The 23,613-nt window shown below is 64.0% G+C and carries 25 protein-coding genes and 2 pseudogenes; 18 read left to right on the forward strand and 9 right to left on the reverse strand.

Going from position 1 to position 23,613, the window contains the following annotated elements; genetic code table 11:
* Together Q5923_RS09290 and Q5923_RS09295 are read left to right on the forward strand one after the other, a co-directional pair.
* Positions 1-495 (forward strand): transposase (locus Q5923_RS09290; RefSeq protein ID WP_303133633.1); only part of this gene is annotated, 495 nt, incomplete at its 5' end.
* A gap of 118 nt (positions 496-613) precedes the next feature.
* On the forward strand, positions 614-1,381 hold the full coding sequence (locus Q5923_RS09295) for a carboxymuconolactone decarboxylase family protein (RefSeq protein WP_009278720.1): 768 nt from the start codon (positions 614-616) through the stop codon (positions 1,379-1,381).
* 157 nt (positions 1,382-1,538) lie between these two features.
* Here Q5923_RS09295 and Q5923_RS09300 read toward each other — a convergent pair whose 3' ends face one another.
* Positions 1,539-2,705, reverse strand: a complete 1,167-nt coding sequence (locus Q5923_RS09300) for an iron-containing alcohol dehydrogenase (protein ID WP_303133635.1) — start codon at positions 2,703-2,705, stop codon at positions 1,539-1,541.
* A 257-nt stretch (positions 2,706-2,962) separates the two neighbouring features.
* Between Q5923_RS09300 and rpiB the strand changes: the two genes are divergently transcribed.
* On the forward strand, positions 2,963-3,406 hold the full coding sequence (gene rpiB / locus Q5923_RS09305) for a ribose 5-phosphate isomerase B (protein ID WP_009278722.1): 444 nt from the start codon (positions 2,963-2,965) through the stop codon (positions 3,404-3,406).
* Positions 3,407-3,588: 182 nt separating this feature from the next.
* Here the strand turns inward: rpiB and Q5923_RS09310 are convergent, their stop codons facing one another.
* Positions 3,589-4,086, reverse strand: coding sequence for a hypothetical protein (locus Q5923_RS09310; protein ID WP_009278723.1), 498 nt, complete (start codon positions 4,084-4,086; stop codon positions 3,589-3,591).
* 442 nt (positions 4,087-4,528) lie between these two features.
* Here Q5923_RS09310 and Q5923_RS09315 point away from each other — a divergent pair, with 442 nt between their 5' ends.
* Positions 4,529-5,062: a flavin reductase family protein gene (locus Q5923_RS09315; protein ID WP_009278724.1), complete on the forward strand. Its 534-nt coding sequence runs from the start codon at positions 4,529-4,531 to the stop codon at positions 5,060-5,062.
* Positions 5,063-5,164: 102 nt separating this feature from the next.
* Here the strand turns inward: Q5923_RS09315 and Q5923_RS09320 are convergent, their stop codons facing one another.
* The 3 genes from Q5923_RS09320 to Q5923_RS09330 all read right to left on the reverse strand — a co-directional run bounded on the left by Q5923_RS09320 (position 5,165) and on the right by Q5923_RS09330 (position 7,929).
* The gene (locus tag Q5923_RS09320) at positions 5,165-6,625 is read right to left on the reverse strand and encodes an RNA-binding domain-containing protein (RefSeq protein WP_009278725.1); all 1,461 of its coding nucleotides are present in this window, start codon (positions 6,623-6,625) and stop codon (positions 5,165-5,167) included.
* Between the two features lie 151 nt (positions 6,626-6,776).
* Positions 6,777-7,076: a YhbY family RNA-binding protein gene (locus tag Q5923_RS09325; RefSeq protein WP_009278726.1), complete on the reverse strand. Its 300-nt coding sequence runs from the start codon at positions 7,074-7,076 to the stop codon at positions 6,777-6,779.
* A 400-nt stretch (positions 7,077-7,476) separates the two neighbouring features.
* Positions 7,477-7,929 carry a MerR family transcriptional regulator gene (locus tag Q5923_RS09330; protein WP_303133638.1) on the reverse strand — a complete coding sequence of 151 codons (453 nt, stop codon included), beginning with the start codon at positions 7,927-7,929 and terminating at the stop codon, positions 7,477-7,479.
* Positions 7,930-8,377: 448 nt separating this feature from the next.
* Between Q5923_RS09330 and map the strand changes: the two are divergent.
* The 9 genes and pseudogenes from map to Q5923_RS09375 all read left to right on the forward strand — a co-directional run bounded on the left by map (position 8,378) and on the right by Q5923_RS09375 (position 15,510).
* Positions 8,378-9,262 (forward strand): annotated as a pseudogene (gene map / locus Q5923_RS09335) (type I methionyl aminopeptidase).
* Positions 9,263-9,523: 261 nt separating this feature from the next.
* Entirely contained in the window at positions 9,524-9,778 is a 255-nt protein-coding gene (locus tag Q5923_RS09340) for a 4Fe-4S binding protein (RefSeq protein WP_009278730.1), read from the forward strand.
* A gap of 3 nt (positions 9,779-9,781) precedes the next feature.
* Positions 9,782-10,171: an ABC transporter permease gene (locus Q5923_RS09345; protein WP_009278731.1), complete on the forward strand. Its 390-nt coding sequence runs from the start codon at positions 9,782-9,784 to the stop codon at positions 10,169-10,171.
* The gene (locus Q5923_RS09350; protein WP_009278732.1) at positions 10,135-11,325 is read left to right on the forward strand and encodes a glycine betaine ABC transporter substrate-binding protein; all 1,191 of its coding nucleotides are present in this window, start codon (positions 10,135-10,137) and stop codon (positions 11,323-11,325) included. Before Q5923_RS09345 ends, Q5923_RS09350 begins: the two co-directional genes overlap by 37 nt.
* Positions 11,322-12,191, forward strand: coding sequence for an ABC transporter ATP-binding protein (locus Q5923_RS09355; RefSeq protein WP_009278733.1), 870 nt, complete (start codon positions 11,322-11,324; stop codon positions 12,189-12,191). Before Q5923_RS09350 ends, Q5923_RS09355 begins: the two co-directional genes overlap by 4 nt.
* Positions 12,188-13,156, forward strand: a complete 969-nt coding sequence (locus Q5923_RS09360) for a zinc-binding dehydrogenase (protein ID WP_009278734.1) — start codon at positions 12,188-12,190, stop codon at positions 13,154-13,156. The genes Q5923_RS09355 and Q5923_RS09360 overlap by 4 nt, the downstream gene beginning before the upstream one ends.
* Before the next feature lie 89 nt (positions 13,157-13,245).
* Positions 13,246-13,698: an Rrf2 family transcriptional regulator gene (locus tag Q5923_RS09365; protein WP_009278735.1), complete on the forward strand. Its 453-nt coding sequence runs from the start codon at positions 13,246-13,248 to the stop codon at positions 13,696-13,698.
* 104 nt (positions 13,699-13,802) lie between these two features.
* Positions 13,803-14,984, forward strand: a complete 1,182-nt coding sequence (locus tag Q5923_RS09370) for a hypothetical protein (protein WP_009278736.1) — start codon at positions 13,803-13,805, stop codon at positions 14,982-14,984.
* Positions 14,985-15,138: 154 nt separating this feature from the next.
* A complete protein-coding gene (locus Q5923_RS09375; protein WP_009278737.1) occupies positions 15,139-15,510 on the forward strand; it encodes a VOC family protein in 372 nt (123 codons plus the stop codon).
* A 110-nt stretch (positions 15,511-15,620) separates the two neighbouring features.
* On the opposite strand, the gene Q5923_RS09380 is transcribed toward Q5923_RS09375, so the two are convergent.
* Positions 15,621-16,412: a DeoR/GlpR family DNA-binding transcription regulator gene (locus Q5923_RS09380; protein ID WP_040656735.1), complete on the reverse strand. Its 792-nt coding sequence runs from the start codon at positions 16,410-16,412 to the stop codon at positions 15,621-15,623.
* 283 nt (positions 16,413-16,695) lie between these two features.
* Between Q5923_RS09380 and Q5923_RS09385 the strand changes: the two genes are divergently transcribed.
* From Q5923_RS09385 to Q5923_RS09400, 4 genes are all read left to right on the forward strand, one after another.
* Positions 16,696-17,400, forward strand: coding sequence for a transaldolase (locus Q5923_RS09385; protein WP_009278739.1), 705 nt, complete (start codon positions 16,696-16,698; stop codon positions 17,398-17,400).
* Between the two features lie 9 nt (positions 17,401-17,409).
* Positions 17,410-17,859 (forward strand): PTS sugar transporter subunit IIA, encoded by a 450-nt coding sequence (locus Q5923_RS09390; RefSeq protein WP_009278740.1) that lies wholly within the window; start codon positions 17,410-17,412, stop codon positions 17,857-17,859.
* 99 nt (positions 17,860-17,958) lie between these two features.
* Complete coding sequence (locus Q5923_RS09395; protein ID WP_009278741.1) at positions 17,959-18,234, forward strand: PTS sugar transporter subunit IIB; 276 nt, start codon at positions 17,959-17,961, stop codon at positions 18,232-18,234.
* A 65-nt stretch (positions 18,235-18,299) separates the two neighbouring features.
* The gene (locus Q5923_RS09400) at positions 18,300-19,694 is read left to right on the forward strand and encodes a PTS ascorbate transporter subunit IIC (RefSeq protein WP_009278742.1); all 1,395 of its coding nucleotides are present in this window, start codon (positions 18,300-18,302) and stop codon (positions 19,692-19,694) included.
* A gap of 286 nt (positions 19,695-19,980) precedes the next feature.
* Here Q5923_RS09400 and Q5923_RS09405 read toward each other — a convergent pair whose 3' ends face one another.
* Together Q5923_RS09405 and Q5923_RS09410 are read right to left on the reverse strand one after the other, a co-directional pair.
* Positions 19,981-20,685 carry a DNA alkylation repair protein gene (locus Q5923_RS09405; protein ID WP_009278743.1) on the reverse strand — a complete coding sequence of 235 codons (705 nt, stop codon included), beginning with the start codon at positions 20,683-20,685 and terminating at the stop codon, positions 19,981-19,983.
* Between the two features lie 31 nt (positions 20,686-20,716).
* Positions 20,717-20,962 (reverse strand): hypothetical protein, encoded by a 246-nt coding sequence (locus tag Q5923_RS09410; protein ID WP_009278744.1) that lies wholly within the window; start codon positions 20,960-20,962, stop codon positions 20,717-20,719.
* Positions 20,963-21,161: 199 nt separating this feature from the next.
* Here Q5923_RS09410 and Q5923_RS09415 point away from each other — a divergent pair.
* A pseudogene (locus Q5923_RS09415) lies at positions 21,162-22,775 on the forward strand (peptide chain release factor 3).
* A gap of 172 nt (positions 22,776-22,947) precedes the next feature.
* Here the strand turns inward: Q5923_RS09415 and Q5923_RS09420 are convergent.
* Entirely contained in the window at positions 22,948-23,571 is a 624-nt protein-coding gene (locus Q5923_RS09420) for an ABC transporter permease (protein WP_009278746.1), read from the reverse strand.
* Positions 23,572-23,613 lie beyond the last annotated feature (42 nt).

Below are 23,613 nucleotides of genomic sequence, written 5' to 3' on the forward strand. Positions count from 1 at the left end.
CGCCCCGGCACCTGGCGGCGCGAGACGGTCGTGCGCCGCGCCGTCCCCGGGGCCGGCCGCCCCGAGCGCGGCGCCAGGACGGTCAGGGTGCCCTGGGAGGTGCGCCCCGACGCGCGCTCCGCGGCCCCCCTCGAGGCCCAGGTCCTGCCCATGGCCATGGCCGAGGCGACGAGGGGCGTCTGCGACTGCCCGGGCGGGGGGCCGGCCTCCAGGGGGCCGGGTCGGGCCACCAGCTGGATCATGCGCCCGGACGTCCCGAGGACGAAGGCGGTCGCGAGGACCGTGCGCGAGGAGAGGGAGGGCGTTCTCGACTGGTTCCCCCGCGACGCGACGAACGCGGTCCCGGAGGGGCCCGGCTCGGCCACCCAGTCCGTCAGGAGGGCCCCGGGGGGCTTCGGGAGCCTGGCCCACCCGGAGGCCATGGCCTTCCTCAGGCTGGGACGCCTGGACTTCTCGGCCCAGCTGGCGTCGGAGTGTGCTAGCCACCAGAAGTGACGATGAGCCTAAATTTTTCGGAATTGCCCGGGCGTGGCGAACGGTCGGCCTGGGCACGTCCGTCCCGTCGCGCATGCGAGCTGCCCCGCCGGGAGCAATGGAGTCGCTTCCCGGGGGCATGAAGCAGACGGCAGGCAGGAACGCGCTGGGCGAGTTCGCCCCCTTGTTCGCGCACCTCAACGATGACGTGCTCTTTGGCGAGGTGTGGGACCAGGAGGCTATCTCCACCAAGACCAAGTGCATCGTCACCATCGTGGCCCTGATCTCGCAGGGCATCGCCGATAGCTCGCTGCGCTACCACCTGGAGAACGCACGTAGGAACGGCGTCACGCGTGCCGAGGCGGCCGCCATTATCACGCATGCAACCATGTACAGCGGCTGGCCCAAGGGCTGGGCTGCCTTCAACCTGGCCCAGGAGGTCTGGGCGGACGAAGAAGAGCCTGTGGGCGAGAAGGACGAGCGCATAGCCGACCCGTCCGGTCTCTCCAGGGACTTCCCAAAGGGCGAGCCCAACGACGCCTACGCCCAGTACTTCGTGGGCAACAGCTGGCTGGCCCCGCTGGGCGATTCGCAGCTGGGTGCCGCTAACGTCACCTTTGAGCCGGGCTGCCGGAACAACTGGCATATCCACCACAAGGGCGGCCAGGTGCTCATCTGCATTGCCGGTCGCGGCTGGTACCAGGAGTGGGGCAAGCCCGCGCAGGAGCTGAGATCCGGCGACGTGGTGGGCATCCAGCCCGAGGTCAAGCACTGGCATGGTGCCGCCGCCGACTCGTGGTTCCAGCACATAGCGCTGGCCGTGCCCGCCGAGGGTGCCAGTGCCGAGTGGCTGGAGCCCGTGGACGCCCAGGCGTACGAGCGGCTGAAGTGGTCCACGCGACCATAGACTCAAGGACCTGCCCTCCCGTTGCGATTGCTCGCCACGGGAGGGCGTGAGCTGACGGTCGGGAGGGCTGGCGTGCCAGGGGGAAGGCGGCGGAGGGCGCATCGACATCGGTGCGCCCTCCATGTGCACTGTGGATCATCTCCTTCGTGAGGTTGCGCTACAGGCTCTCGCGGAGGATCCGTGCGACCTCGTCTGTGCTCAGGGGGTGGTAGCCGCCGGTGAGGATGAACGTCCCCCTGACGGCGCCGTCGATCATGTCCTCGGTGAAGCCGAGCTCGCTCAGGTGCTTTACCACGCCGATTTCGTCCATCCACGCGCTCATGGCGTCGAGACCGGCGGCCGCCAGCTCCTCCGTGGTCCTGCCCTCGGCAGGGACTTCCCACACCACGCGCGCGAAGCGGGCGAACTTCTCCACGCCATAGGGCATGACCAGGCGGTAGTAGGGGAGGCTCACGGCGGAGAGCGTCATGCCGTGGGTGGCGTCGGTGAGGGCGCCCACGGCCTGGCCAATCATGTGGACCTCCCAGTCGGTCGCCTTGCCGCAGGCGATGGCCGTGTTGAGCGCCCAGGTGCACACCCAGCTGATGTTGGAGCGCGCCTCGTAGTTGGTGGGGTCCTTCACGGCGATGCGGCTCGCGTGGACGAGACTGCGCATGAGACCCTCGGCGATGTAGTCGGAGGTGCTGTCGTCGGAGCCGGAGAAGTACTGCTCGCAGATGTGGTTGAAGGCGTCGTAGATGCCGGCGCGCATCTGGTAGTCGGGAACCGTGAAGGTGAGCTTGGGGTTCACGATGGCGAACTTGGGCATTACGTCGCTGCCAAAGACGTGGCCGATCTTGAGGCCCTGCTCGTGGTTGGTGATCACGGAGCCGCCGTTGGTCTCGGAGCCGGTGCCGCTCATGGTGAGCACGTCACCCACGGGGATGACCCTGCCATCGGGGCCCTCCATCTTGAGGAAGAACTTCTCCCATGCGTCGCCGTCGTACCATGCGCTCACGGAGACGGCCTTCGCGTAGTCGATGACCGAGCCGCCGCCTACCGCGAGGATGAGGTCGACGTTGTTCTCGCGCGCTATCTTGCGGCCTTCGTCCAGCTTCTCGACGGTGGGGTTGCTCATGACGCCCGCGTCCTCGAAGACGTTCTTTCCTGCGGCCGAGAGGATGCCGACGATCCTGTCGTAGAGGCCGGATCGCTTGATGGAACCGCCTCCGTAGGCAAGCATCACGTTGGGGCCGTACCCCGCGAGCTCGCCCGCAAGCTGGTCGAGCGAATCCGGCCCAAAGTGGACGCGGACCGGGTTGTGGTAGGTGAAGTTGCCGAGCATGATGCTCCTCTCCCTGTGGGCTGCGCGTACGGATGGACGCTTCTCTCCCCTGTAGTTGTAAAATATAAACCTGACTTTATGTCAAGACAGTATTTGAGAGTAACGCCGTGCCGCGGATTCTCGCACGGCGGGCAACTGGGGCATTACCGTGGCGGCATGCGTTTGGAGCAGCGCCCCCTGGCCTCCAGTCGTACTATGGGGTGTCGCCTGGCCGGCGTCTTCCGTCGGCTGCCCCAACAACGAGGGAAGGATGAGAAATGATTGCTTTGGGCTGTGACCACGGCGGGTTCGAGCTCCTCCAGGAGGTCAAGGCGCACCTGGACAAGTGCGGCCTTGGGTACAAGGACCTCGGTACCTACAGCACCGATTCTGTCGACTACCCCGACTACGCCTCCAGGGTCGCGCGTGCGGTGCAGAGTGGCGAGTGCGAGCGCGGCATCATCATCTGCGGCACGGGCATAGGCGTTTCCATCGTTGCCAACAAGTTCAAGGGCATCCGTGCGGCGCTGTGCGGCGATTGCTTCTCGGCCGAGGCGACGCGCCAGCACAATGACGCCAACGTCCTCACGATGGGTGCGCGCGTGACCGGCCCGGGCCTCGCGCTCAAGATCGTGGACACGTTCCTCGACACGCCCTTTAGCGGCGACGAGCGCCACGTGCGTCGCATCGAGAAGATCTCCCAGATCGAGGGCGAGCGGTAGCAAGCGCGCAAGATCGTTCGCATCCGACGCCGCCGGTTTCTCGCCGGCGGCGTCTTTTCATGTGCGCGCCGGGGCCGCTGTTCTCCATACGGCTGTCTTTCGGGGTTGCCTGGTGGCCCCGGCAAGTATCGCAGGCGGGCGCAGGTGGGCCGCCGTGCGGCAACGACCGGGCGCTCGCGCCGCTATCTCGAGGTGACGCTTGAAGTGGAGGTGCCCTTGAGCTTGCCGAGCACCGCGCCAAAGACCCCGCGCACGACCGGTCCTGCGACAAAGAACTGCCAGAAGAACGCCATGGGCAGGTTGAGAATGGCGGTCTGGATCCAGGTTGCGATGATGTCGACGCCTGCGGGGCGCTTGATGACCAGCGTGGCGACGAGGCTCATGAGCGGGCACATGAGCTGGACGCTCAGGGCAGAGATCGCGGCGACCATGGCAAAGGGCGTCCTGGGGTTGGGCCCTGACAGCCTTGCCGCGCGACGGCCCGCAAGGGGAGAGACAAGGAAGAGATCGAGGAGAAACGCGACCGGCCCCATGAACGCAAGCTCGGGCAGGGCTTCGAAAAAGACGAGGTTGGAGAGGCCGCCGACCTCAAGCGTAATGTTGTAGCAGATCATTGCGTACACCATGGCCAACACCATCATGAGGGTGAAGACGACTTCCTGGGCGCGGCTTTGCGGCATGTGTTACCTCCCGGTGTTTGTGCAGTGTTGTTCGTTATCACCGGGATGGTGTGCGTTTCCAAAGGCACCTGCAACGCGAATCGTTTCTAGGTGACCCTACCATGACTGCCTGCCTGGAGGGGGAGCGCGTCCTGGGAGACGGATAAACTCTCCACAGGTTCCTGTGCCGTGTGCGCCGAGTTGAGCCCGGCGAGCACGCTCGCGAGCGCGTCTCGGTTGTGAGCAAGTAGGCGCGGGCGTCATAGCTGCGAGAATGGCCCTTCTGGCGAGAAAACGGCGCCGAAAGGGCGCTATTGTACGTACTTGCTGCGGATGATAGTCTCTCCGGCGCCGGCAGTTATCATTTTCCGTTGCCTGTGGGGACTCCTGGGGTAGGACCCCTGAAGTTCCGACCCGCATTGTGCGTCTCGGCGTGCGGAGCCAACCGAAGTGGAGTGATTACATGGGCGAGAAGATTGACGTGCTGGAGCATGCGGGCGAGGTCTTGCCTGCTGTCAACAGGGGCGTGCTGCTCACCAGTGCGGCAAACGGGAAGGTCAACACCATGACCATCTCGTGGGGCGTGCTGGGCGTGGAGTGGGCGCGTCCGGTGTTCGTGTCCTTTGTGCGAGAGGGCCGCTTCACTCGCGTGCTGCTGGACGAGGCGGGCGAGTTCACCATTGGCGTGCCGGGGGAGGGCTTTGACCGCAAGATTCTGGCTCGTGCGGGCAGCATCTCGGGGCGTGACGTCGACAAGATTGCCGAGCTGGGGCTGCATACGGTGGAGTCGCAGGTGGTGTCGGTGCCTGCCATCGTCGAGACCGCGATCACCCTTGAGTGCCGCGTGGCGCGCCGCCAGCTCCAAGACCGCAACGCCCTTCCTGCGGACATTCTTGGCCGTTTCTATCCGCAGGACGTCCCTAGCACGTACTGCGATTCCAACTGCGACATGCACGTTGCCTACTACGGCGAGGTCGTGGCCGCGTACACGATGTAGCGGCGCGTGAGTCACAGCAGTCGGCGGGGCTGCCACCCGTTTCTGGGAGGCGGCCCCGCCGTTTTTTCTTGCTGCCTCGGTGTGGGGCCTGCTGCGCGTGAGCTACGGACGGCCAAAGCGAACTCTGGCACCATCTTGAACGCGCTTAAGCTTCCCCTCGTCTGCCATCGCGTTTACCGTCACGCGAAGCCGCCTGGACACGCTTTTGTACCCAAGAAGCCTTGCAAGTTCAGAGAGAAGCACGGGCTTATCGGGGAGAACTTCCAGTATCTGCCGCGCTAGCTGCTCGGTCTTGTCGCGCAAGCGTTCGCCCGGCAGGAAGTCGGGATGTACGGGAATCGTGACACTGAGGTATCCGCGGTTCTCGTCCATATCAAACCGCAGCGTAGGGGAGCTGTTGTGCTTGAGCGCTGCAAAGGCGGTTGGGAATCCGGTGTTTCGTCCTTCTGTGAGGTGCAGCTCTTTGAGGAAGTCCCCTATGCGACGGTTGCGATAGATGCGCGCGCGAATGTGGTGAGCGGCTATGTCGGAATCTGAGACGCTTCGATCAAAGCCTGGATAGCTGGTGATTTCCATGGCGTCCGGGGTCACTCTCACCACAATTGGCTCCGGTATTTGGTAGGAGCGATGGTAAACGGCGTTGGAGAGTACCTCCTCAACTGCGGCGTATGGGTAATTGAAGACCGTAGTTGCTTCGGCGACGCTGGGGTCTTTGACCGTGCGGGACCGAATCTCGTAGTTCTTGAGGTAGAGAAGGGCGTCGCGCAACTGGCGTTGGATGGGTCCGGTAAACACCTGCTCCGTCATCCCTTCGCCCGTGGGATCGGGAAGATCCACCACCTCTATGCGCGCATAGCGAAAGAAGCGTTCCACGTGGTCGCAGAACATGAGGAGGCCTACGTTGCGTGGGCGCAAGTCCTCGGGTGGGCCGGCAATCAGCTGCAGGTCAGTGGCCAAATCATTGACATCAGACGTATCCGACTGCGCATAGAGAGCACTTCCCACCTCGCGCAGGTAGTCACGCATGAGCGCGAGGCTCAGGTCATCTACACGTGCGGTCAGATTGGGTCGGTCATCAAATGGAATGTCTGAAGAAGCGTAGAACAGCTCACGCTCCTCCTCTGCGGAAGCCACAGCGGTGCTTGCCATTTTCCGGATGTAATAGCGCTTGTCGGCAGTGTTCTTATATACATTGCGAGCTGCCTTGTAGGGACGTCCATATCCGCCCGGGCACCAGATGACAATTACGTAGCGCTCTTGGAGCAGCATCGGCTCTACGATGGGTTCGTACAGGGGCTCAATGCAATGGCAAAACCCCTGAAGCTTCTTGAGGATGCCGTCGACCTGGCTTCGCTCAACCCCCAAAGGTGGAAGTTGCGGCACCGAGTCGTGCTCCTCGATGCCAACGATAATGTAGCCGCCGCCAATGTTATCGATGTCATTGGCGAAGGCGCATATCGTATGGATGATTGGCTCGGGATTGAAGCTTGCCTTGAACTCGATGCGCGTCGATTCGACAACGGATCCATTGACAAGCTCTTCGATGTTCATGGGGATTGCCATGGCGTGCCTCCACGAGATGAGATAAGACGCGATGTAACGATGATACATCCGTCGCATATTCGACGCAATATTTGTCGCATATGCGACGGAAGGTCGTCGCGTTTTGTCGTATTTCTCGTTGGGAGCGGCCCCAAGAGCGCGAGACCGGGCCCTATACCAGCTGGATGTGCTCGATGTCCTCGCGCTGAGACGTGCGGTAGAGCACGAACTTGTGGCCGATTACCTGGACGACCTCGGCGTGCGTGGGGCGGGCGAGCGCGATTGCAGCCTCGTGGGTGTCCATGCCCGAGGTGCCCTGGACCGAGCACTTGACGAGCTCGTTTGCCTCGAGCGCGGAGTCGGTCTGGCGCACGACGGCGTCCGTGATGCCGGCCTTGCCAACGCCGATGGTCGCCTCGAGTCGGTTGGCCATGCTGCGAAGCTGGCGAATCTGACGGCCGGTGAGTTCCATGGTTCCTCCTGTGTGGAAGCGCAGGGCTTTAAAGCGCCGCAGCTTCTCGCTGGTAATAACGCTATGGCAGGTTACCACGCGGGGGACCGCGATGCCGTGGCGCCCGCGTTTCCCCTCGAAGCGTGCACGTTGCCTGAACGACGTAGTACACGAGGGGTCCTGGGGCGCCGGCGTCGGCCGACACCCTCGCCATCGGCTGCGGCGTGGATTCAGCGCTACGGATCCTTCTCTATACGCAGCTTTTGGTCGGTTAACCCTGCTTAAACGGCGAAATCACGCGGTGCGATAACGGCTCCGCGAATATCGGTCGTTTAGCCGCCCTTAACCGTTCGGCTTTTTCCTAACTGGCGAGATTTCGCGGAACCATGGTTGCATCAGGCCCGAGCAGTGCCTCCCGTGGCTAGGCCTTCTCGTCCGCATCCCCGTGCGACGCATCCCACAAGCGACGGGCGTCCTCGGGAAGTCCTTCGGGCAGGTTGGCTGCAAAGTCCTCGTTGCCCCGCTCGCAGGCCTTGCCATAGTGCCAGCATTTCCAGCTGAGCATCGCGCGCGTGCGCTCCAGCTCGGCGATCTTCTCGTCCACCTTGTGTCTCTGCTTGCGAAAGAGCTCCAGCCGGTTAGCGTAGGTGCTTGGGCCCTCCTGGCACCAGTCCATGAACTTCTTGATGTCGCGAATCTCCAGCCCGGAGTGCTTGAGGCACTCGATCACGCGCAGCGCTTCCAGCTGGTCCTCGTCGAAGCGTCGAGTGCCCGACGTGCGCGCAAGCCCGGGGAGAAGCCCCACCTTGTCGTAGTAGCGCAGCGTGGACACGGGCAGGCCGAACATCTGCGATACCTGGCCGATGGTGTACATGCGTGGCCTCCTAGTCATAAATCTAAAGTGAGGTTTATATCTTAGGAGGAACATGGGGCATTTACCAACCTTCTTTTCTCCGTGCTGATGCCGTTTGTGGGGGTGTGGTGCCGTTGGGAAACGCGAAAAGTCGACCATGGGGAGAGCGGCCTGCACAAAAATCGACATTGCCGGTACGTTTACAGCGAATCACCGAGTACGAAGACCCTAACTTTTTGTGGAGCCGCAGGTAGCGAAATGGCATCTGTGGGGTGATACTAGGCGGGACCCCCGAAAACGTACCGTCAATGTCGATTTTTGTGCAGGAGGGTGCGGCCGGACGCCTGTGCACAAGGTCCTGGGACGTCACCTGTGATTAGATTAGGCTAACTCGCAAACACGGGCCCAGCAGACGCCCCGCGAGGGTATCGTTGGAACGCTGGGCAAGTTCGACCCGATGGGAGAAACGATGTTTGACAAGCTGCCCGTTCCCGGGCGCAATGACCCCTGCTGGTGCGGGAGCGGTCGCAAGTACAAGAAGTGCCACGGCCCGGCGGACGAGCGCATGGAGCGCCTGTACCTCGACGGCGAGGATGTGCTGACCCGCTCGCTCCTCAAGACCGCCGCGGACATCGAGGGCATCAAGGCCTCGGCTGCCGTCAACATGGGGGTTCTCGACTACGTTGGCGAGCACATCGCCGCAGGCGTCTCGGCCATGGACATCAACCGCTGGGTCGAAGAGTACCTCTCCGCGCACGATGCGGTCTCGGCCGACCTCAACTTCGAGGGTTACCCCTACAGCGTGTGCACCTCGATCAACGACGTCATCTGCCACGGCTTTCCCAACGAGAAGGACGTCCTTAAGGATGGCGACATCATCAACGTCGACATGTCCACCATCAAGGGCGGGTACTTCTCGGACTCCAGCCGCATGTACTGCATAGGCGAGGTCTCTGACGAGCGCCGGCGCCTGGTCGAGACGTGCAGGAAGTCCGTCGAGGCGGGGCTTGCCGCCGTGCGCCCCTAGGGCCACCTGGGCGACGTCGGCGCGGCGGTGAATGAGCTGTGCCGCGAGGCCGGCTTCACTGTGGTAGAGGAGTACGGCGGCCACGGCATTGGCCGCGAGTTCCACGAGGACCCTTTCGTGAGCTTTGTCTCCGAGAAAGGCACTGGTCCCATCCTGGTGCCGGGCATGTGCTTCACCATCGAGCCCATGGTCAACGCTGGTGCGCCCGACATCACGACCGACAAGGAGAACGGCTGGATCGTGCGGACTGCCGACGGCTCGGACTCCGCGCAGTGGGAGGTCCAGCTGGTGGTCACCGAGGACGGCTGTGAGCTTCTGTCCTGGTAGTGTGCTTGGCGGCGGGAACCGTAGCGTATGTCGCGAGTCTCGCAGGCAAAGCCGCCACAGGCCCACGTCTCGCGAGAATCCCTTCGAATTGGTCCCCCCGGCAAAAGATCATCGCCGAAGGGACCGTCTCGCATGCGATTGCCGCCGCTGCCTGGCGTCGCCGGTCACACCTTCGATGGCACCAGACGTGTCATATTGGCGTTGACGCGAAACGTGTAATTGAATATATTACACGTAACGCACGGCGACCAGGGAGGCGCCATGGACGCGCAGGACCGCCTGAACACCCTCCGGTGGATCAGGGACGTATCGTTCGCGACGGTTGACGAGGGGCGCCGCCCCCCAGAATCGGGCTGCGTGGAGCTCTTCGACCTTGGCGCCTCGCCCGTCTTCCGCCAGGCGTTCTCTCTGGGCGGTGCCGCCACGCACGCGCGGGGCTTCCGCATCGCCGATGCCTGCATCGGCTGCGGCAAGTGCGCGCGCAGCTGCCCGCAGCAGTGCATCGGGAGGAGGTAGCCCATGCTCGCCCAGATCTGGGACCTTCTCGCCACGCGGCGGGACTTCTTCGCGGGGCTGCTCCTCGAGCACCTGCAGATCTCGTTCGTCTCGATTGTCATTGCCATCGTGGTTGGCGGTATCGCGGGCGTGCTCATCAGCGAGTACCAGCGCGCCGCCAAGCCGACGCTCGCCGCCGTGAACTTCCTCTACACCATCCCCTCTATTAGCATGCTCGGCTTTCTCATCCCCTTCAGCGGGGTGGGTGACGCCACCGCGATCATTGCCCTCACCATCTATGCGCTGCTCCCCATGGTGCGCGCCACGCACACGGGCATGACCAACGTCGACCCTGCCATCCCGAGGCTGCCAACGGCATGGGCGGCACCCGGCTGCAGACGCTCTTTCGCGTGAGGCTCCCGCTGGCGATGCCGGTCGTCATGAGCGGCATACGCAACATGGTGGTCATGACCATCGCGCTCGCCGGCATCGCCTCCTTCATCGGCGCGGGCGGGCTGGGCGTGGCGATCTACCGCGGCATCACCACCAACAATGCCGCCATGACCATGGCGGGGAGCCTCCTCATCGCCGTGCTTGCCCTCGTGGTCGACTTCGTCCTCGGCTTTGTCGAGCGGCGCATGGGGATGCGCACCCGCGCCGCCAAGAAGACCAACCGTCGGCTCGCCGTGAGCGGGCTCGTTGCCTGCGGCGTTGCCGTGGCGTGCGCCGTGGTGCCCGGCCTCCTCGCCGCCCCGGCCGCGACCATCCGCGTGGCCACCAAGCCCATGACCGAGCAGTACGTCATGGGCGACATGCTCAAGGACCTCATCGAGCAGGACACCAACCTCAAGGTCGACATCACGCAGGGCGTTGGCGGCGGCACCTCCAACATCGAGCCCGCCATGGAGTCCGGCGACTTCGACCTGTACCCCGAGTACACCGGGACCGGTTGGGCGATGGTCCTCAAGAACGAGGGCGCCTACACCGAGGACCAGTTTGACCAGCTGCAGGCAGGCTATGCCGAGAAGGGCCTCTCCTGGGTGGGGATGTACGGCTTTGGCAACACCTACGGCATTGCCGTGAGGAGCGACGTCGCCGAGAAGTACGGCCTCAGGACCTACTCCGACCTCGCCAAGGTCGCGGGCCAACTGCGCCTGGGCGCCGAGGCGGACTTCTTCGAGCGCGCGGATGGCTACGACGCGCTGTGCCAAGCGTACGACATGCGGTTTGGAAGCACCATGCAGCTGGACATTGGCCTCAAGTACGACACGCTTGAGCAGGGCAGCGTTGACGCGCTCGTGATCTTTACCACCGACGGCAAGCTCAGCCAGGCAGACGCGACGGTCCTCGAGGACGACAGGCGCTTCTTCCCGTCCTACGAGTGCGGGAACGTGGTGCGCACCCAGGTCCTCGACGAGCATCCCGAGCTGCGCGGCGTGCTGGAGAAGCTGGACGGGACCATCACCGAGGGCGACATGGCGCAGATGAACTACGAGGTCGAGGAACAGGGCAAGGACCCCGAGGACGTGGCTGCGGAGTACCTGCGCGAAGGGGGGCTGCTCAAATGAGCGAATCTGCAGACATCGCGATCGAGTATCGGCATGTCGGGAAGGCCTATGGCGAGAAGGTCGTGCTTTCGGACTTCTGCCTGGGCGTGCGCCGCGGGGAGTTCCTCACCATCGTTGGCTCTTCCGGCTGCGGCAAGACCACGGCGCTCAAGATGGTGAACCGTCTCATCGAGCCCACCTCCGGTGACATGCTGGTAAACGGCACGAACGTGCGCGACGTCGATCCCCTCGAGCTTCGCCGCAACATTGGCTACGCCATCCAGGGCAGCGTCCTCTTTCCGCACATGACCGTGGAGGAGAACGTCTCGTACGTGCCCAACCTGCTCAACAAGGGCGACCGCCGCCGCACCGAGCAGGCGGTGAGCAAATGGATGGGCATCGTGGGCCTGCCAGACGACCTGCTCGAGCGCTACCCGGCCGAGCTCTCCGGTGGCCAGCAGCAGCGCGTGGGCATCGCGCGCGCCCTTGCGGCGTCCCCGGACATCCTGCTCATGGACGAGCCCTTCGGCGCCGTGGACGAGATCACCCGCGGCCAGCTGCAGGCAGAGATCGCCCGCATCCACCGCGAGTGTGGCATCACCGTGCTCTTCGTGACGCACGACATTGGCGAGGCGCTTCGCCTGGGCACGAGGGTGCTGGTAATGGATGCGGGCAAGATCCAGCAGTATGGTATGTCCCAGGAGATCCTCGCGCGGCCGGCGAACGACTTCGTGGCACGTCTGGTCTCGAGCCAGCGCCGTGCCTGCGGCCTGGATGACGATCGCCTGTGCGCGTGCGGGCACAGTGGGGTGGCGCGCGCCGAGGCGGCGCTCGCGAGGCGGACCGTGAACGCGAAGGGACGTGGTGATGGTGACCTTGCCAGATGACATGCGCGCCGTTGTGGTTCGGGAGCCCGGCGGGCCGGAGGTGCTGCACGTGGAGCACAGACCCGTGCCGAAGGTGCGCAAGGGTTGGTCTCTCCTCTCTCCTGCGCGTTCGGGCACGCGGCCTCAACCACTCCGAGGTCTTCACGCGAGAGGGGCTCTCCCCCTCGGTGAGGTTCCCGCGGGTCCTGGGAATCGAGTGCGTGGGGGAGGTCGCATCCACGACCGATCCCTCGCGCCTGCTGGTCGGACAGAGGGCCATCTCCATCATGGGCGAGATGGGGCGCGACTTCGACGGCAGCTATGCGGACTACGTGCTCCTGCCCAACGAGCAGATATACCCCGTCGAGTCGAACCTTCCGTGGGAGGTCCTCGCCGCCATTCCCGAGACCTGTTACACGGCGTACGGCTCGATGCTCAACATGAGGCTCGCCGCCGGGCAGAGGGTCCTCGTCCGGGGCGCCACAAGTGGCGTTGGCATGGCGTTCGAGCGCCTCGTCCGGGCGGCGGTGCCGGGCGTGCGCCTCGTGGGAAGCACGCGCAGCAAGGCTCGGGAGGCGCTTCTCGTCCAGGGCGGATTCGACGAGGCGGTGCTCGACCCAGACGGGAGGCTGAGGGTGGAGGGCCGTCCCTTCGACCGCGCCCTTGAGCTTGTTGGCCCGGCCACGCTCAAGGACACGTGCGCCCACGTGCGCGAGGGCGGCATCGTGTGCAGCACCGGACAGCTCGGGGGCAAATGGTACATGGACGGCTTCGACCCCATAACCGACCTTCCGCCGGACGGCTTCCTCACAAGCTTCTATTCCGGTGACGTTCGGGGCGAGAGGCTTGCGGGGCTGGTCTCGTTCGTCGAGGGGAACGCCGTGGACGTGGGTCCCGAGAGGGTGTTCGCGCTCGACCAGATGGCGGATGCGCACCGCTTTCTCGAGGGGTCATGCTGCTTTGGTAAGATTGTCGTGACGGAATAGGCGCCCGGTCGTGGGGGAATAGGCGCCCCGGCCGCTCACGCACGCCGTGCGGGCGTCGACCTTTGCGATGGACGTCTCGAGGGAAGACCATGCAGATAACCAGTAGGCTCACCATGGCTGCCCACATGGTGTGCGCGATTGACTACTTTGGGCAAACGATGCCTGTGACCAGCACGTTCCTTGCGGGCAGCATTGGCACCAGCCCCGTTATGGTCCGCACGATCATGGGGATGCTCAAGCAGGCGGGCATCATCTCGTCCAGCAGGGGGAAATCCGGCATCGCGCTTGCCCGGCCGCTTGCAGAGATATCGCTGCTCGACCTGTGGCGTGCGGTCGACCAGAGCGACGCGGACTCGCTCTTCCACTTCCACGAGAACCCCTGCCCGCAGTGCCCCGTGGGCGGCAACATCCATGCCGCCCTCGACGGGCACCTCGAAGACGCGCAGCGCGCCCTGGAGGACCAGCTTGCCGCAGTCTCGCTCGAGAGCGTGGGGGCGGAGGTGTGCCGGCGGGCTGAGGCACAGGCTGTTTCGGAGGAATAGGGGATTGCCAAGGGGGCGGATGTCTCTCTCGGCTACTTCGCGTAACATGTCGGAACTGCGGCAAAAAGTTGGACCGCCGGTGGGGCGGCCGGGACGGAGGTCGCATGTGCACGGACGACGAGAAGAGGTTCCTCCTGAGGAAGATGCTGTCGGAGGGGATGACGCCGACCGAGGCGGAGCGGGCCTGGGGGTGTGCTGCGAGGAGGCTTGGCGTAATTGTGGCGGTTGCCGTACTCGCTGCGCCGCTTGGCGGTTGCGGCCAGCCCTTCGTGAGCGGAGACTCCCAGGCGCAGGCGGGCGAAGAGGGCGTCCAGCAGGCGGACTCGTACGAGGATGAAATCGCCTGGCGCTTCTACCCTGGTAGCGGCGGTGATGACACGCGCGAGGTCGTCTGCTGGGGTGACAGCATGACCCAGGGCGTTGGCGCGGACGCGGACGGGGGCGCGCTCGTCTCGCTTGCGGACGGGGAGCCGTACGACACCAGCGCGCAGCCGTATCCCCAGGTGCTTTCCCAGCTTACTGGCCTTGATACCTATAACTTTGGCGTGGCCGGTGCGGCCTCTGAGGAAATTGCCGCCATGCAGGGAGGCCTGCCGTGGACCGAGATCGAGATTGCCGATGATGGCGACGAAGCCGATGCCACCTCGGACGCCGAGGCCGAAGACGGGGACGTAGCCGACGACGAAGGCGAGGACAGCGATGCGGCGGATGGCCAAGGCGAGCAGGCCATCCGCCGCATCGACCCCGAGGTCATCGAGGAGGGCGAGGAGCACACGGGTGACATCCTCGTGCTCGAGATCGGCAGCAACGGAGACTGGGGTGACGATTACCAGGTCCTTATCGACCAGTACCGCGCGATGATCGAGCGCTCTGGCTGCGAGGACTATCTCATTCTGGGCGACACCGACGACCCGGGCACCTCGGTGGGAGACACGAGCCAGGTCCCCTTCACGGAGGACTACGCCCCACGCGAGACCAACTGGGAGGCCGCGCTCCGCGAGGCCTTTGGCGACCACTTCATCAACATGCGCGTCTTTCTCATCAGACACGGTCTCGAGATCTCGGGCCTCACGCCCACCGAGGAGGACGTGGCGGACGCACGCCTGGGATGCATCTCGAAGCAGCTGCGGTCCGACTGGACCCACCTCAACGCGCACGGCTACTTTGCCAAGGCGGTCGCCGTCTACCAACGTGGGGTCAAGCTGGGGTACTGGTCTCCCGGCGAGGGGAGCATCGACGTCGCCAGGCCGCAGAGGCACCAGGCCCATGGTGCGGGCCAGGGCTAGCGGCTAGCGCGGCACTCCGGCACGTCGTTCAAAGAGGCTCGCCAACCGATAGGCGTGCGTGGCGGTGCTCGCCGCTGGTATCCTGAACCCAGTGCGCAATACGTGGGCGGACGTGGGCCGGCGCTCGCGTCCGCGTTTTTCGAAGGAGGCAACTATGAAGGCAAAGTTTGTCCATCGCTGCACGCATGTGCTGGACAAGGCGAAGACCATCGCATTCTACGAGAAGGCGCTGGGGTTTCACGTGGTGAGGGAGTCCGGTCCGGCCGACGGCTCGTGGACCAACACGTTCATGGAGAACGACGCGTCGCCGTTCCAGCTGGAGCTCACCTGGAACCGCGGGCGCACCGAGCCGTACGCCAACGGCGGTGACGACACCCACATTGCCTTCGAGGTAGACGACTACGACGCCTTCCATCGCCTGCACGAGGAGATGGGATGCATCGTCTTCGAGAACCACGCGATGGGGCTCTACTTCATTGTCGACCCCGAGGGCCAGTGGGTCGAGATTATCCCCGCGAAGGGGTAGGGGCCGCGACGCCGGAGCGTGCGTCATCGCGGCAGCCACGTCCAAAGGAGGCCCCCGGCGTCGGAATCTCGCCGGGGGGCGCGCCTATTCCTACAGGCGGCCGCCCCTGCTCATGAGCTGGCAATCAGCAGCCGTGGGGCATGCTTGGTGTGCTCGATGGACTCGGCGAGGTAGCCGTCGGGGTCGGCGTCCGTGATGACGCAGTCGAAGCCATCCATGGTCGAGAAGCGATAGAAGCTGGTTCGCCCGAGCTTGCTCGAGTCGATCATCATTACGCTCTGGCGGGAGTTTGCGATGTAGGCGCGCTTGATGGTCGTACTGAAGTCGTGCTCGACCGTAAACCCGTGGTCGTGGTGGAACCCGTCACAGCTCAGAAACGCCTTGTCGGCATAGAGCTTCGACATTGCGTCGAGCGTCATGGCACCCGCGAGGTACAGGTGCTCCTTGCGCACCTTGCCCCCAAGGAGCATGACCTCCGCACCAGGAAGATTGAAGCTCGCAAAGTGCGCGATCGAGAGGTCTCCGGTGATGATGGTGATGTCCTTCTTGCTCTCAAGGTGACGCACGAATTGGTACGCGGTGGTTCCGATGTCGGCGATGATAACGTCTCCATCCTCGACAAGCCCCGCGGCCGCATGCGCGATGCGGTCCTTGGCCGCGACGTTGAAGTTGATGCGCTCCTCCGGGTAGCTCATGAGCATGGTGCGTGCGAGAGAGACCGCACCACCGCGAACGCGCCGCACCTTCCCGGCGGATTCGAGGGCGACGAGGTCATGGCGCACCGTGACGTCAGACACCCCAAATTCCTTCTGCACGTCAGAGACCGCGATGCTGGGGTTGCTGTCAAGCCACTCAAGAATGAACGACTGTCGATCTGCGGGAGATGATTCCTCGGAGGACACCTGCTGCCATCCCTTTCGAAAACCGGTGCGTTTGCTTGCGGAAAACACTCTTACGTTCATCTTAGAGTTCCGATTTCGAAAGAAATACGCTTATCTCGTCAGGTGGTGAACAATAGGCCGCTTGCGGGAGATAATCAGCCGTTTGCGGAATCACATAAGGTAAATCGACCATACAGTCTCCATGTGTGTACACTACGTCCTTGTGAATGAAGTTCAGAACATAAGTAATTTACTTATGAACATAAATCTGAACTGGATGAATCCTTTCGTGGAGGGCGGAGGAATGGGCATCAAGGTATTTGCAGACGGCGCGGACATCGAGGGCATGCTCGACATGTACCGCGAGGGGAGCGTCCAGGGATTCACGACCAACCCCTCGCTCATGAGGCAGGGCGGCGTCACGGATTATCGTGCCTTCGCGAAGGAGGTCCTGTCCCGGATCAAGGACCTGCCCGTCTCGTTCGAGGTCTTTGCCGATAACTTCGAGGGCATGGAGACCGAGGCGCGCGAGATCGCGACGTGGGCCGAGAACGTCTACGTGAAGATTCCCGCGCTCAACACCAAGGGCGAGTCCACCAAGGACCTGGTGCGCAAGCTCTCGCGCGACGGCATCAAGATCAACGTGACGACACTCTTCACAAACGAGCAGATCGCCGACTTCATCGATGCCGTGTCGCCCGACGTGCCGTCGATCATCTCCGTCTTTGCGGGTCGCATCGCCGACACCGGCGTCGACCCCCTGCCGGCGGTTGCGGACGCCGTGAAGCTCGCCGCCCCCAAGCGCCAGTGCGAGATCCTCTGGGCAAGCACCCGCGAGCTTCTCAATGTCTTCCAGGCGGAGTCGGTGGGCTGCCAGATTATCACCGTGCAGAACTCCATCCTCGCCAAGCGCAAGAACGTGGGCAAGGACCTCTTCGAGTACTCGCTCGACACCGTCCGCGGCTTCAACAAGGACGCCCAGGCGCTGGGCTTCCACATCCTGCCGTAGGTGGTAGGGATGCTGAAGGACCTGCTCACCCCCGAGGTGGTTCGCTGCCACGTCCACGCGACGGACTGGCGCGACGCGGTGACCCAGACGGGAGCCCTGCTGGAGGCCGCCGGGAAGTGCGACCACACCTACACCGAGTCTATGGTTTCCTCCATCGAGAAGTTCGGGCCGTACGTAGTGCTTGAGGAGGGCGTGGCAATGCCCCACGCCCAGTCCAACGGCAACGTCTTGGAGGAGGGCATCTGCATCCTCACGCTCGACGAGCCCGTGAGGTTCGGCCACGACGAGTACGACCCGGTGAGCGTGCTTATCGGCATCTGCGCCCCCAACCCCCGCGAGCACCTCGGCTGTCTGGCCGAGCTGGCGAAGATCTTCGATGATGAGGAAGCCATCCCAAAGCTGGCGGCATGCGCGACGCCGGAAGACGTCATCGCCACGATGGACTCGCTCTTCGAGTAGGGCTGGCCGCTGAGAAGGACGGCCTCAAGGGGCCGTACCAACGTCAGACGCGTGGAACGGCGCCCGCGCGAACGCGGGCTGAGAATGAAAGGAAGGAACATGCACATCATCACGGTTTGCGGCAACGGCATCGGCTCGAGCCTGATGCTCGCCGGCAAGGTGCAGGAGATTTGCGACGAGGAGGGCATCATCGCCGACGTCGAGTCCATGGACCTGAACGGCGCCTCCTCCTCGAACCCGGACCTCTTCATCACGGTCAAGGAGCTTGCACCCGAGCTTCACGGCAACGTCGTGATCGTTCGCAGCTACGTGAACAAGAAGAAGATCCGCGAGGACGTCCTCGAGGCGATCAGGGCTGCGGCGGCAAAGGCCTAATGAAGGCAACGTTGCGCTTGGGCCGATTGGCCAAGCGTGGATAGTGGCTATCGAAGGAGATGTATATGGACGCACTTCTCGTTGTACTCAAGTTCTTTGAGTCTATCCTCACCAAGCCGGCGTGGATTATGGGTCTGTTCTCGTTTGTGGGCCTTGTGGCACTCAAGCGTCCCGCCCACAAGATCATGACCGGCACCCTGAAGCCCATCCTCGGCTACCTCATGCTCTCTGCGGGTGCTGGTCTCATCCAGACCAACCTCGCCCCGCTGGGGACGTTTATCGAGACCGGCTTCCACATCCAGGGCGTTGTTCCCAACAACGAGGTCATAGTTTCCATGGCGCAGACGGTTCTTGGCGTCCAGACCATGGTCATCCTGATTCTCGGCTATGTGGTCAACATCCTGGTGGCGCGCTTCACCAAGTTCAAGTACATCTTCCTCACCGGCCACCACAGCCTCTTCATGGCTTGCCTGCTGTCCGCCGTGCTTCAGGCTTCCGGCTTCACCGATGTTCCCCTGGTCATCACGGGCGGTCTGTTCCTCGGCCTCGTGAGCGCCATGCTTCCTGCCGTGGGCCAGCACTTCACCGAGAAGGTCACCGAGGGCGACGAGATCGCCATGGGTCACTTTGGTTCGCTCGCTTACTACATCTCCGCTGCTGTGGGCAGCATCTTCAAGAAGGACGCCGAGGAGAACAGCACCGAGAAGATCGAGGTTCCCGAGAGCCTTGCCTTCCTGCGTGACACCACCATCTCCACCGGCCTGACTATGGCCTTCTTCTACCTGCTCACCGGTATCGTCGCTTGGGTTGTCGATCCTGCCGTGGTCGACGAGCTTGCTGGCGGCGACAACTTCATCGTCTATGCCCTCACCTGTGCGCTCTCCTTTGCCGTCGGAGTCACCATCGTCTACAACGGCGTCCGCATGATCCTCGCTGATCTCGTGCCTGCCTTCCAGGGCATCTCGAACAAGCTCATTCCCGGCGCCATTCCCGCCGTCGACTGCGCCGTGTTCTTCCCGTATGCCCCCACGGCCGTCATACTCGGCTTTGTCGCCTCCTTCATCGGCGGCGTGGTTGGCATGTTCATCGTGGGTGCTACCATGGGCGTCTTTATCATCCCCGGTATGGTTCCCCACTTCTTCTGCGGTGCAACCGCCGGCATCTTTGGCAACGCGACCGGCGGCCGCAAGGGTGCAGCGCTTGGTGCCTTCGTCAACGGCCTGCTTATCACCTTTGCGCCGGCCCTGCTGCTTCCCGTTCTGAGCGTCTTCGGCTTCCAGAACACCACCTTCGGCGACTTCGACTTTGGCGTGATTGGCATCACCCTTGGCCGCACCGCTGCCGCCTTCGGCCCTGCTGGCGTCTACGTTATTCTCGCCATCCTGCTCGTTGTGGCCTTCATCCCCAACTTCATCAAGACCAAGAGCCCTGTCATCAACCACACTCCCGAGGAGGAGTAGAGAACCAACGGGCTCGCGTGTGCTTGGTCTCTTGCGCGGACTCGCTGGTGCGAGCCCGCGCTATTTCTCGCCCCGGCGCCTTCCGGCGCCAGCCCGGGTCCCCGGCGATACAGATTCATACCCGAATGTGTGACCCGCGCAGGTCGATACAGATTCGGGGTGCGAATGTGTATCACTCTTCTGTGCGCTCGGTGCCGGTCTCTCGCCGAAAGGCGCTTTTTCGCAGCAGGCGCGAACGAGGCCCTCTCTCTGGCGGCGGACCCTCCCCTCGGTTACGGTATCGCACCTACCCCCGCAGGCGTCGCAGGGCGTCCTTGGTTTCCGCGGGGACGCGCAGGCTCTCGATGCCCTTGCGGATGGCCATCCGTCGAAGCTGCGGGTCCAGCTCGGGCAACGCAATCGCTGCCAAGGCGTCTGCCTCATGGGGGACAAGCGCCTCGGCCAGGTACCAGGCGATCATCATGCGCACGTAGTACTCGCCATTGTCGGCGGCCACGGCCAGGCGCAGCTGCGAGGGGTCGTACCCCTCGCCCAGAAGGTCGCGCATGAGGACCGAGATGCCAAAGCGCCTCGTGTAGGTATGGCCCGAGGCCATCCAACGCTGGGCGAGAGGCAGAAGCACCGCTTGCCGGCGTCCGCCCAGCGCCTTCTCGTCGTGGAACGCGCGCGGGTTGAGCGCGTCGCACACGCACCAGTTGTCCACGTGGGGGAGAAGCGCATCCAACAGGCGCGTTGCCGACCCCACCTCGCGCGTCTCGTTAAGCACGAAGGCGTGGACCAGGTACTCCTCGTACCAGCGGTGGGGGAGCTCGGCGAGAAACGCGTCTCTGTCAATCGAGCGGGACACCTCTCGCGCAAGCCGGCGCAGCCTGGGAACCCGCACGCCCAGCATGGTCGCCGGATCGGCCGTGGCCACCACACGCGCGTTGAACTCGCGGTACTTGCCGTCCGCATCGGCAAGCTCGCACAGCCTGTCCTCGACCCATTGCATGGGCATCTCCTCTCGCAGGCCAGCCGCCGCCTTACATGACGCAGCTCGTGCCGCGCTCACCGCGATTCGCGTCGCCAAGCACGTAGGTCGTGCTCGCGCGCGCCATGTTGAGCTCTGCCAGCTCAAGCTCGCCGTCGATGTAGGGCTGGTAGAACCTGTCGATTCCGCAAGCGTCGAGCGAGCAGTCACCGCAGTCATCGCCCCAGGCAAGCGCCTCGGCAACAATCTGGATGCGCTCCTCGCGCGTGGTGTCTGCGATCATCGTGCTTCTCGTCATGCGTGCCTCCCTTGGCTTTGCCCCAGTATGGCACGCTGGGTGCAACTGGGCGGTCCGGAGTCGCCAGGACTTGGCACACGGCGCATTCGCTTCCGTTATCTTGCCTCGCCGTCTCGGCATTTTGTGCAATACGGCGCGACCGGCCAGGCGTTAGCTACAATACGCGAGGTCAGTTGCATAGAAACAAGATGGGAAGCACATGCCTAGCATTGCGGAACAGGTGGCCTAGCGGCGCACCTTCGCCATAATCTCGCACCCGGACGCCGGCAAGACAACGCTCACCGAGAAGCTCCTGCTCTACACCGGCAGCATCCAGACGGCCGGCTCGGTCAAGGGCAAGGCTAGCGCGCGTCACGCGGTCTCGGACTGGATGGACATCGAGAAGGAGCGCGGCATCTCCGTGACCTCCTCCGTCCTGCAGTTCACCTATAACGGCGCCTGCGTGAACATCCTCGATACCCCCGGCCACCAGGACTTCTCTGAGGACACCTATCGCACGTTGATGGCGGCGGACGCTGCCGTCATGGTCATCGACGGCGCGAAGGGCGTCGAGGCGCAGACCATCAAGCTCTTCAAGGTCTGCACCCTGCGCCACATCCCCATCTTCACCTTCGTGAACAAGCTCGACCACGACACGCGCGACCCCTTCGACCTCATGGAGGAGATCGAGGACGTCCTGGGGATTGGCACCTACCCCATGACCTGGCCCATTGGCTCTGGTCGCAACTTCAAGGGCGTCTTCGACCGCAACGCTCGCCGCGTCATCGCGTTCGAGGGCGATGGTCACGCCAACGCCACCAAGAAGGTGGGCGAGATCGAGGCCGAGCTGGGCGACCCGGCGCTCGACGAGCTCATTGGCGAGGAGAACCACAGGAACCTGATGGATGACATCGAGCTGCTCGATGGCGCGGACAACGAGTTTGACCTCGACGCTGTGCGCCACGGGCACCTGACCCCGGTGTTCTTTGGCTCGGCCCTCACCAACTTTGGTGTGGAGCCCTTCCTCAAGGACTTCCTGCGCCTGGCTCCGCTGCCGCTCTCCTACACCGACACCCTGAGCGGCGAGCCGGTGGAGCCCTCGCGCGACGAGTTCTCGGGCTTCGTCTTCAAGATCCAGGCCAACATGGACCGCAGGCACCGCGACCGCATCGCGTTCGTGCGCATCTGCTCGGGCAAGTTCGAGCGCGGCATGGACGCCTACCACGTGCAGGGAGACCGCACCGTCAAGCTTGCAACTGGTACGGCGATGATGGCCGACGACCGCGCCACCGTGGACGAGGCCTGTGCCGGTGACATCGTGGGCCTCTTCGACCTCGGCCTCTTCTCCATTGGCGACACCATCTGCACGCCGGGCATGCGCGTGCAGTACCCGCCCATCCCCACCTTCGCGCCCGAGCACTTTGCCCGCATCACGCAGGTGGACACCCTCAAGCGCAAGCAGTTCGTGAAAGGCATGGAGGAGCTGGCGCAGGAGGGCGCAATCCAGATCTTCCATGAGCTGGGCACGGGCCTCGAGAGCGTTATCGTGGGCGCCGTGGGCGTGCTGCAGTTCGAGGTGCTGGAGCAGCGCCTCAAGAGCGAGTACCACGTTGAGGTGAGCAGGACGTCGCTGCCGTACTCGGTCATCCGCTGGGTTCAGAACGCGCCCGACGAGCTGGACGTGCGCACGCTCAAGCTCACGCGCGAGACCTGCCGCGTGGAGGACATGCGCGGCGGCCGCCTGCTGCTGTTCACGAGCGACTGGAACCTCGACTGGGCCATCGAGCACAACCCCGACCTGCGGCTTTCGGAGTTTGGCAACGTCACGTTCTAGGGCGGTGCGGCACGGCACGGCTGTCACACGTTCGGGCTCGATTGTGTGACGCGCGCAGGTCGATACAGGTTCGAACGACGAATGTGTTGCGGCGGGATTTAGTTGCCCGGCAATGGAATCCCGTTGCCGGGCAACTAAATCCCGCCGCAACTGCATCCGAGCGCCGCGGCCGCTACGCCACCTGGGCGCGGGAGCGGCTGCGCCCCAGTACCAGCCCCACCAGGACGGCAGCCACGCCAAAGAGCGCACAAACGCCCAGGTCTCCCACGAGCGGCAGTACGGCCTCGGCGGTCACCTCGCCTAGACCTGCTGCGCCCTCCACCACCAGCGTCACCCAGTATGCCGGCGTGAAGTGCGCCACGGCGAGAAGCGCGTCGGGCAGAAGCGAGAGCCCCGTCCACGCCCCGCCGAGAAACGACATCACCATGCTCAGGATGTTCGCAAGCGCGTTGGCGGCGTTCTCGCTCACCCCAAGCTGCCCGGCGAGAAAGCCCACGCTTGCGGATACCAGCGCATAGACGAGGAGCGCCGCGCCCACGAGCGCAAGCTGCACGGGGGAACTCGCCAGCGCGGAGCGTCCCAGCACCGCCACCTCAAGCTCGAAGTTCCACGCCCAGGCGATCAGTGCAATCGTGACGCAGGCTCCAAGCAGCGCCAGGTTGCGCGCGTGGGCCGGCTCGGGCGAGGCAAGCCTGCGGTTGCGCACCGGCCTGCGTCCCACGGAGGACATGAGCACTGCGATGCAGACCATCGCGCTCGAAAAGATGGGGTACGAGGCAAATTGGCTCCTCATCATCTCTGGTGGCTACCACTCCCCGGGACGGGAGGCGGCCCCCCG

Origin of the sequence: uncultured Olsenella sp., assembly GCF_959602185.1 — a bacterium.
Taxonomy (GTDB): Bacteria; Actinomycetota; Coriobacteriia; order Coriobacteriales; family Atopobiaceae; genus Olsenella_I; species Olsenella_I phocaeensis.

Coding starts and splice junctions, on each gene's coding strand:
- Q5923_RS09420 (WP_009278746.1), bottom strand. CDS start 23,571: ATGATGAGGAGCCAATTTGCCTCGTACCCCATCTTTTCGAGCGCGATG.
- Q5923_RS09330 (WP_303133638.1), bottom strand. CDS start 7,929: ATGTACACCATCGGCCAGGTATCGCAGATGTTCGGCCTGCCCGTGTCC.
- Q5923_RS09350 (WP_009278732.1), top strand. CDS start 10,135: ATGGGCGGCACCCGGCTGCAGACGCTCTTTCGCGTGAGGCTCCCGCTG.
- Q5923_RS09345 (WP_009278731.1), top strand. CDS start 9,782: ATGCTCGCCCAGATCTGGGACCTTCTCGCCACGCGGCGGGACTTCTTC.
- Q5923_RS09320 (WP_009278725.1), bottom strand. CDS start 6,625: ATGGCAATCCCCATGAACATCGAAGAGCTTGTCAATGGATCCGTTGTC.
- Q5923_RS09340 (WP_009278730.1), top strand. CDS start 9,524: ATGGACGCGCAGGACCGCCTGAACACCCTCCGGTGGATCAGGGACGTA.
- Q5923_RS09360 (WP_009278734.1), top strand. CDS start 12,188: ATGACATGCGCGCCGTTGTGGTTCGGGAGCCCGGCGGGCCGGAGGTGC.
- Q5923_RS09410 (WP_009278744.1), bottom strand. CDS start 20,962: ATGACGAGAAGCACGATGATCGCAGACACCACGCGCGAGGAGCGCATC.
- Q5923_RS09355 (WP_009278733.1), top strand. CDS start 11,322: ATGAGCGAATCTGCAGACATCGCGATCGAGTATCGGCATGTCGGGAAG.
- Q5923_RS09375 (WP_009278737.1), top strand. CDS start 15,139: ATGAAGGCAAAGTTTGTCCATCGCTGCACGCATGTGCTGGACAAGGCG.
- rpiB (WP_009278722.1), top strand. CDS start 2,963: ATGATTGCTTTGGGCTGTGACCACGGCGGGTTCGAGCTCCTCCAGGAG.
- Q5923_RS09405 (WP_009278743.1), bottom strand. CDS start 20,685: ATGCAATGGGTCGAGGACAGGCTGTGCGAGCTTGCCGATGCGGACGGC.
- Q5923_RS09315 (WP_009278724.1), top strand. CDS start 4,529: ATGGGCGAGAAGATTGACGTGCTGGAGCATGCGGGCGAGGTCTTGCCT.
- Q5923_RS09370 (WP_009278736.1), top strand. CDS start 13,803: ATGTGCACGGACGACGAGAAGAGGTTCCTCCTGAGGAAGATGCTGTCG.
- Q5923_RS09400 (WP_009278742.1), top strand. CDS start 18,300: ATGGACGCACTTCTCGTTGTACTCAAGTTCTTTGAGTCTATCCTCACC.
- Q5923_RS09385 (WP_009278739.1), top strand. CDS start 16,696: ATGGGCATCAAGGTATTTGCAGACGGCGCGGACATCGAGGGCATGCTC.
- Q5923_RS09310 (WP_009278723.1), bottom strand. CDS start 4,086: ATGCCGCAAAGCCGCGCCCAGGAAGTCGTCTTCACCCTCATGATGGTG.
- Q5923_RS09295 (WP_009278720.1), top strand. CDS start 614: ATGAAGCAGACGGCAGGCAGGAACGCGCTGGGCGAGTTCGCCCCCTTG.
- Q5923_RS09395 (WP_009278741.1), top strand. CDS start 17,959: ATGCACATCATCACGGTTTGCGGCAACGGCATCGGCTCGAGCCTGATG.
- Q5923_RS09390 (WP_009278740.1), top strand. CDS start 17,410: ATGCTGAAGGACCTGCTCACCCCCGAGGTGGTTCGCTGCCACGTCCAC.
- Q5923_RS09325 (WP_009278726.1), bottom strand. CDS start 7,076: ATGGAACTCACCGGCCGTCAGATTCGCCAGCTTCGCAGCATGGCCAAC.
- Q5923_RS09300 (WP_303133635.1), bottom strand. CDS start 2,705: ATGCTCGGCAACTTCACCTACCACAACCCGGTCCGCGTCCACTTTGGG.
- Q5923_RS09365 (WP_009278735.1), top strand. CDS start 13,246: ATGCAGATAACCAGTAGGCTCACCATGGCTGCCCACATGGTGTGCGCG.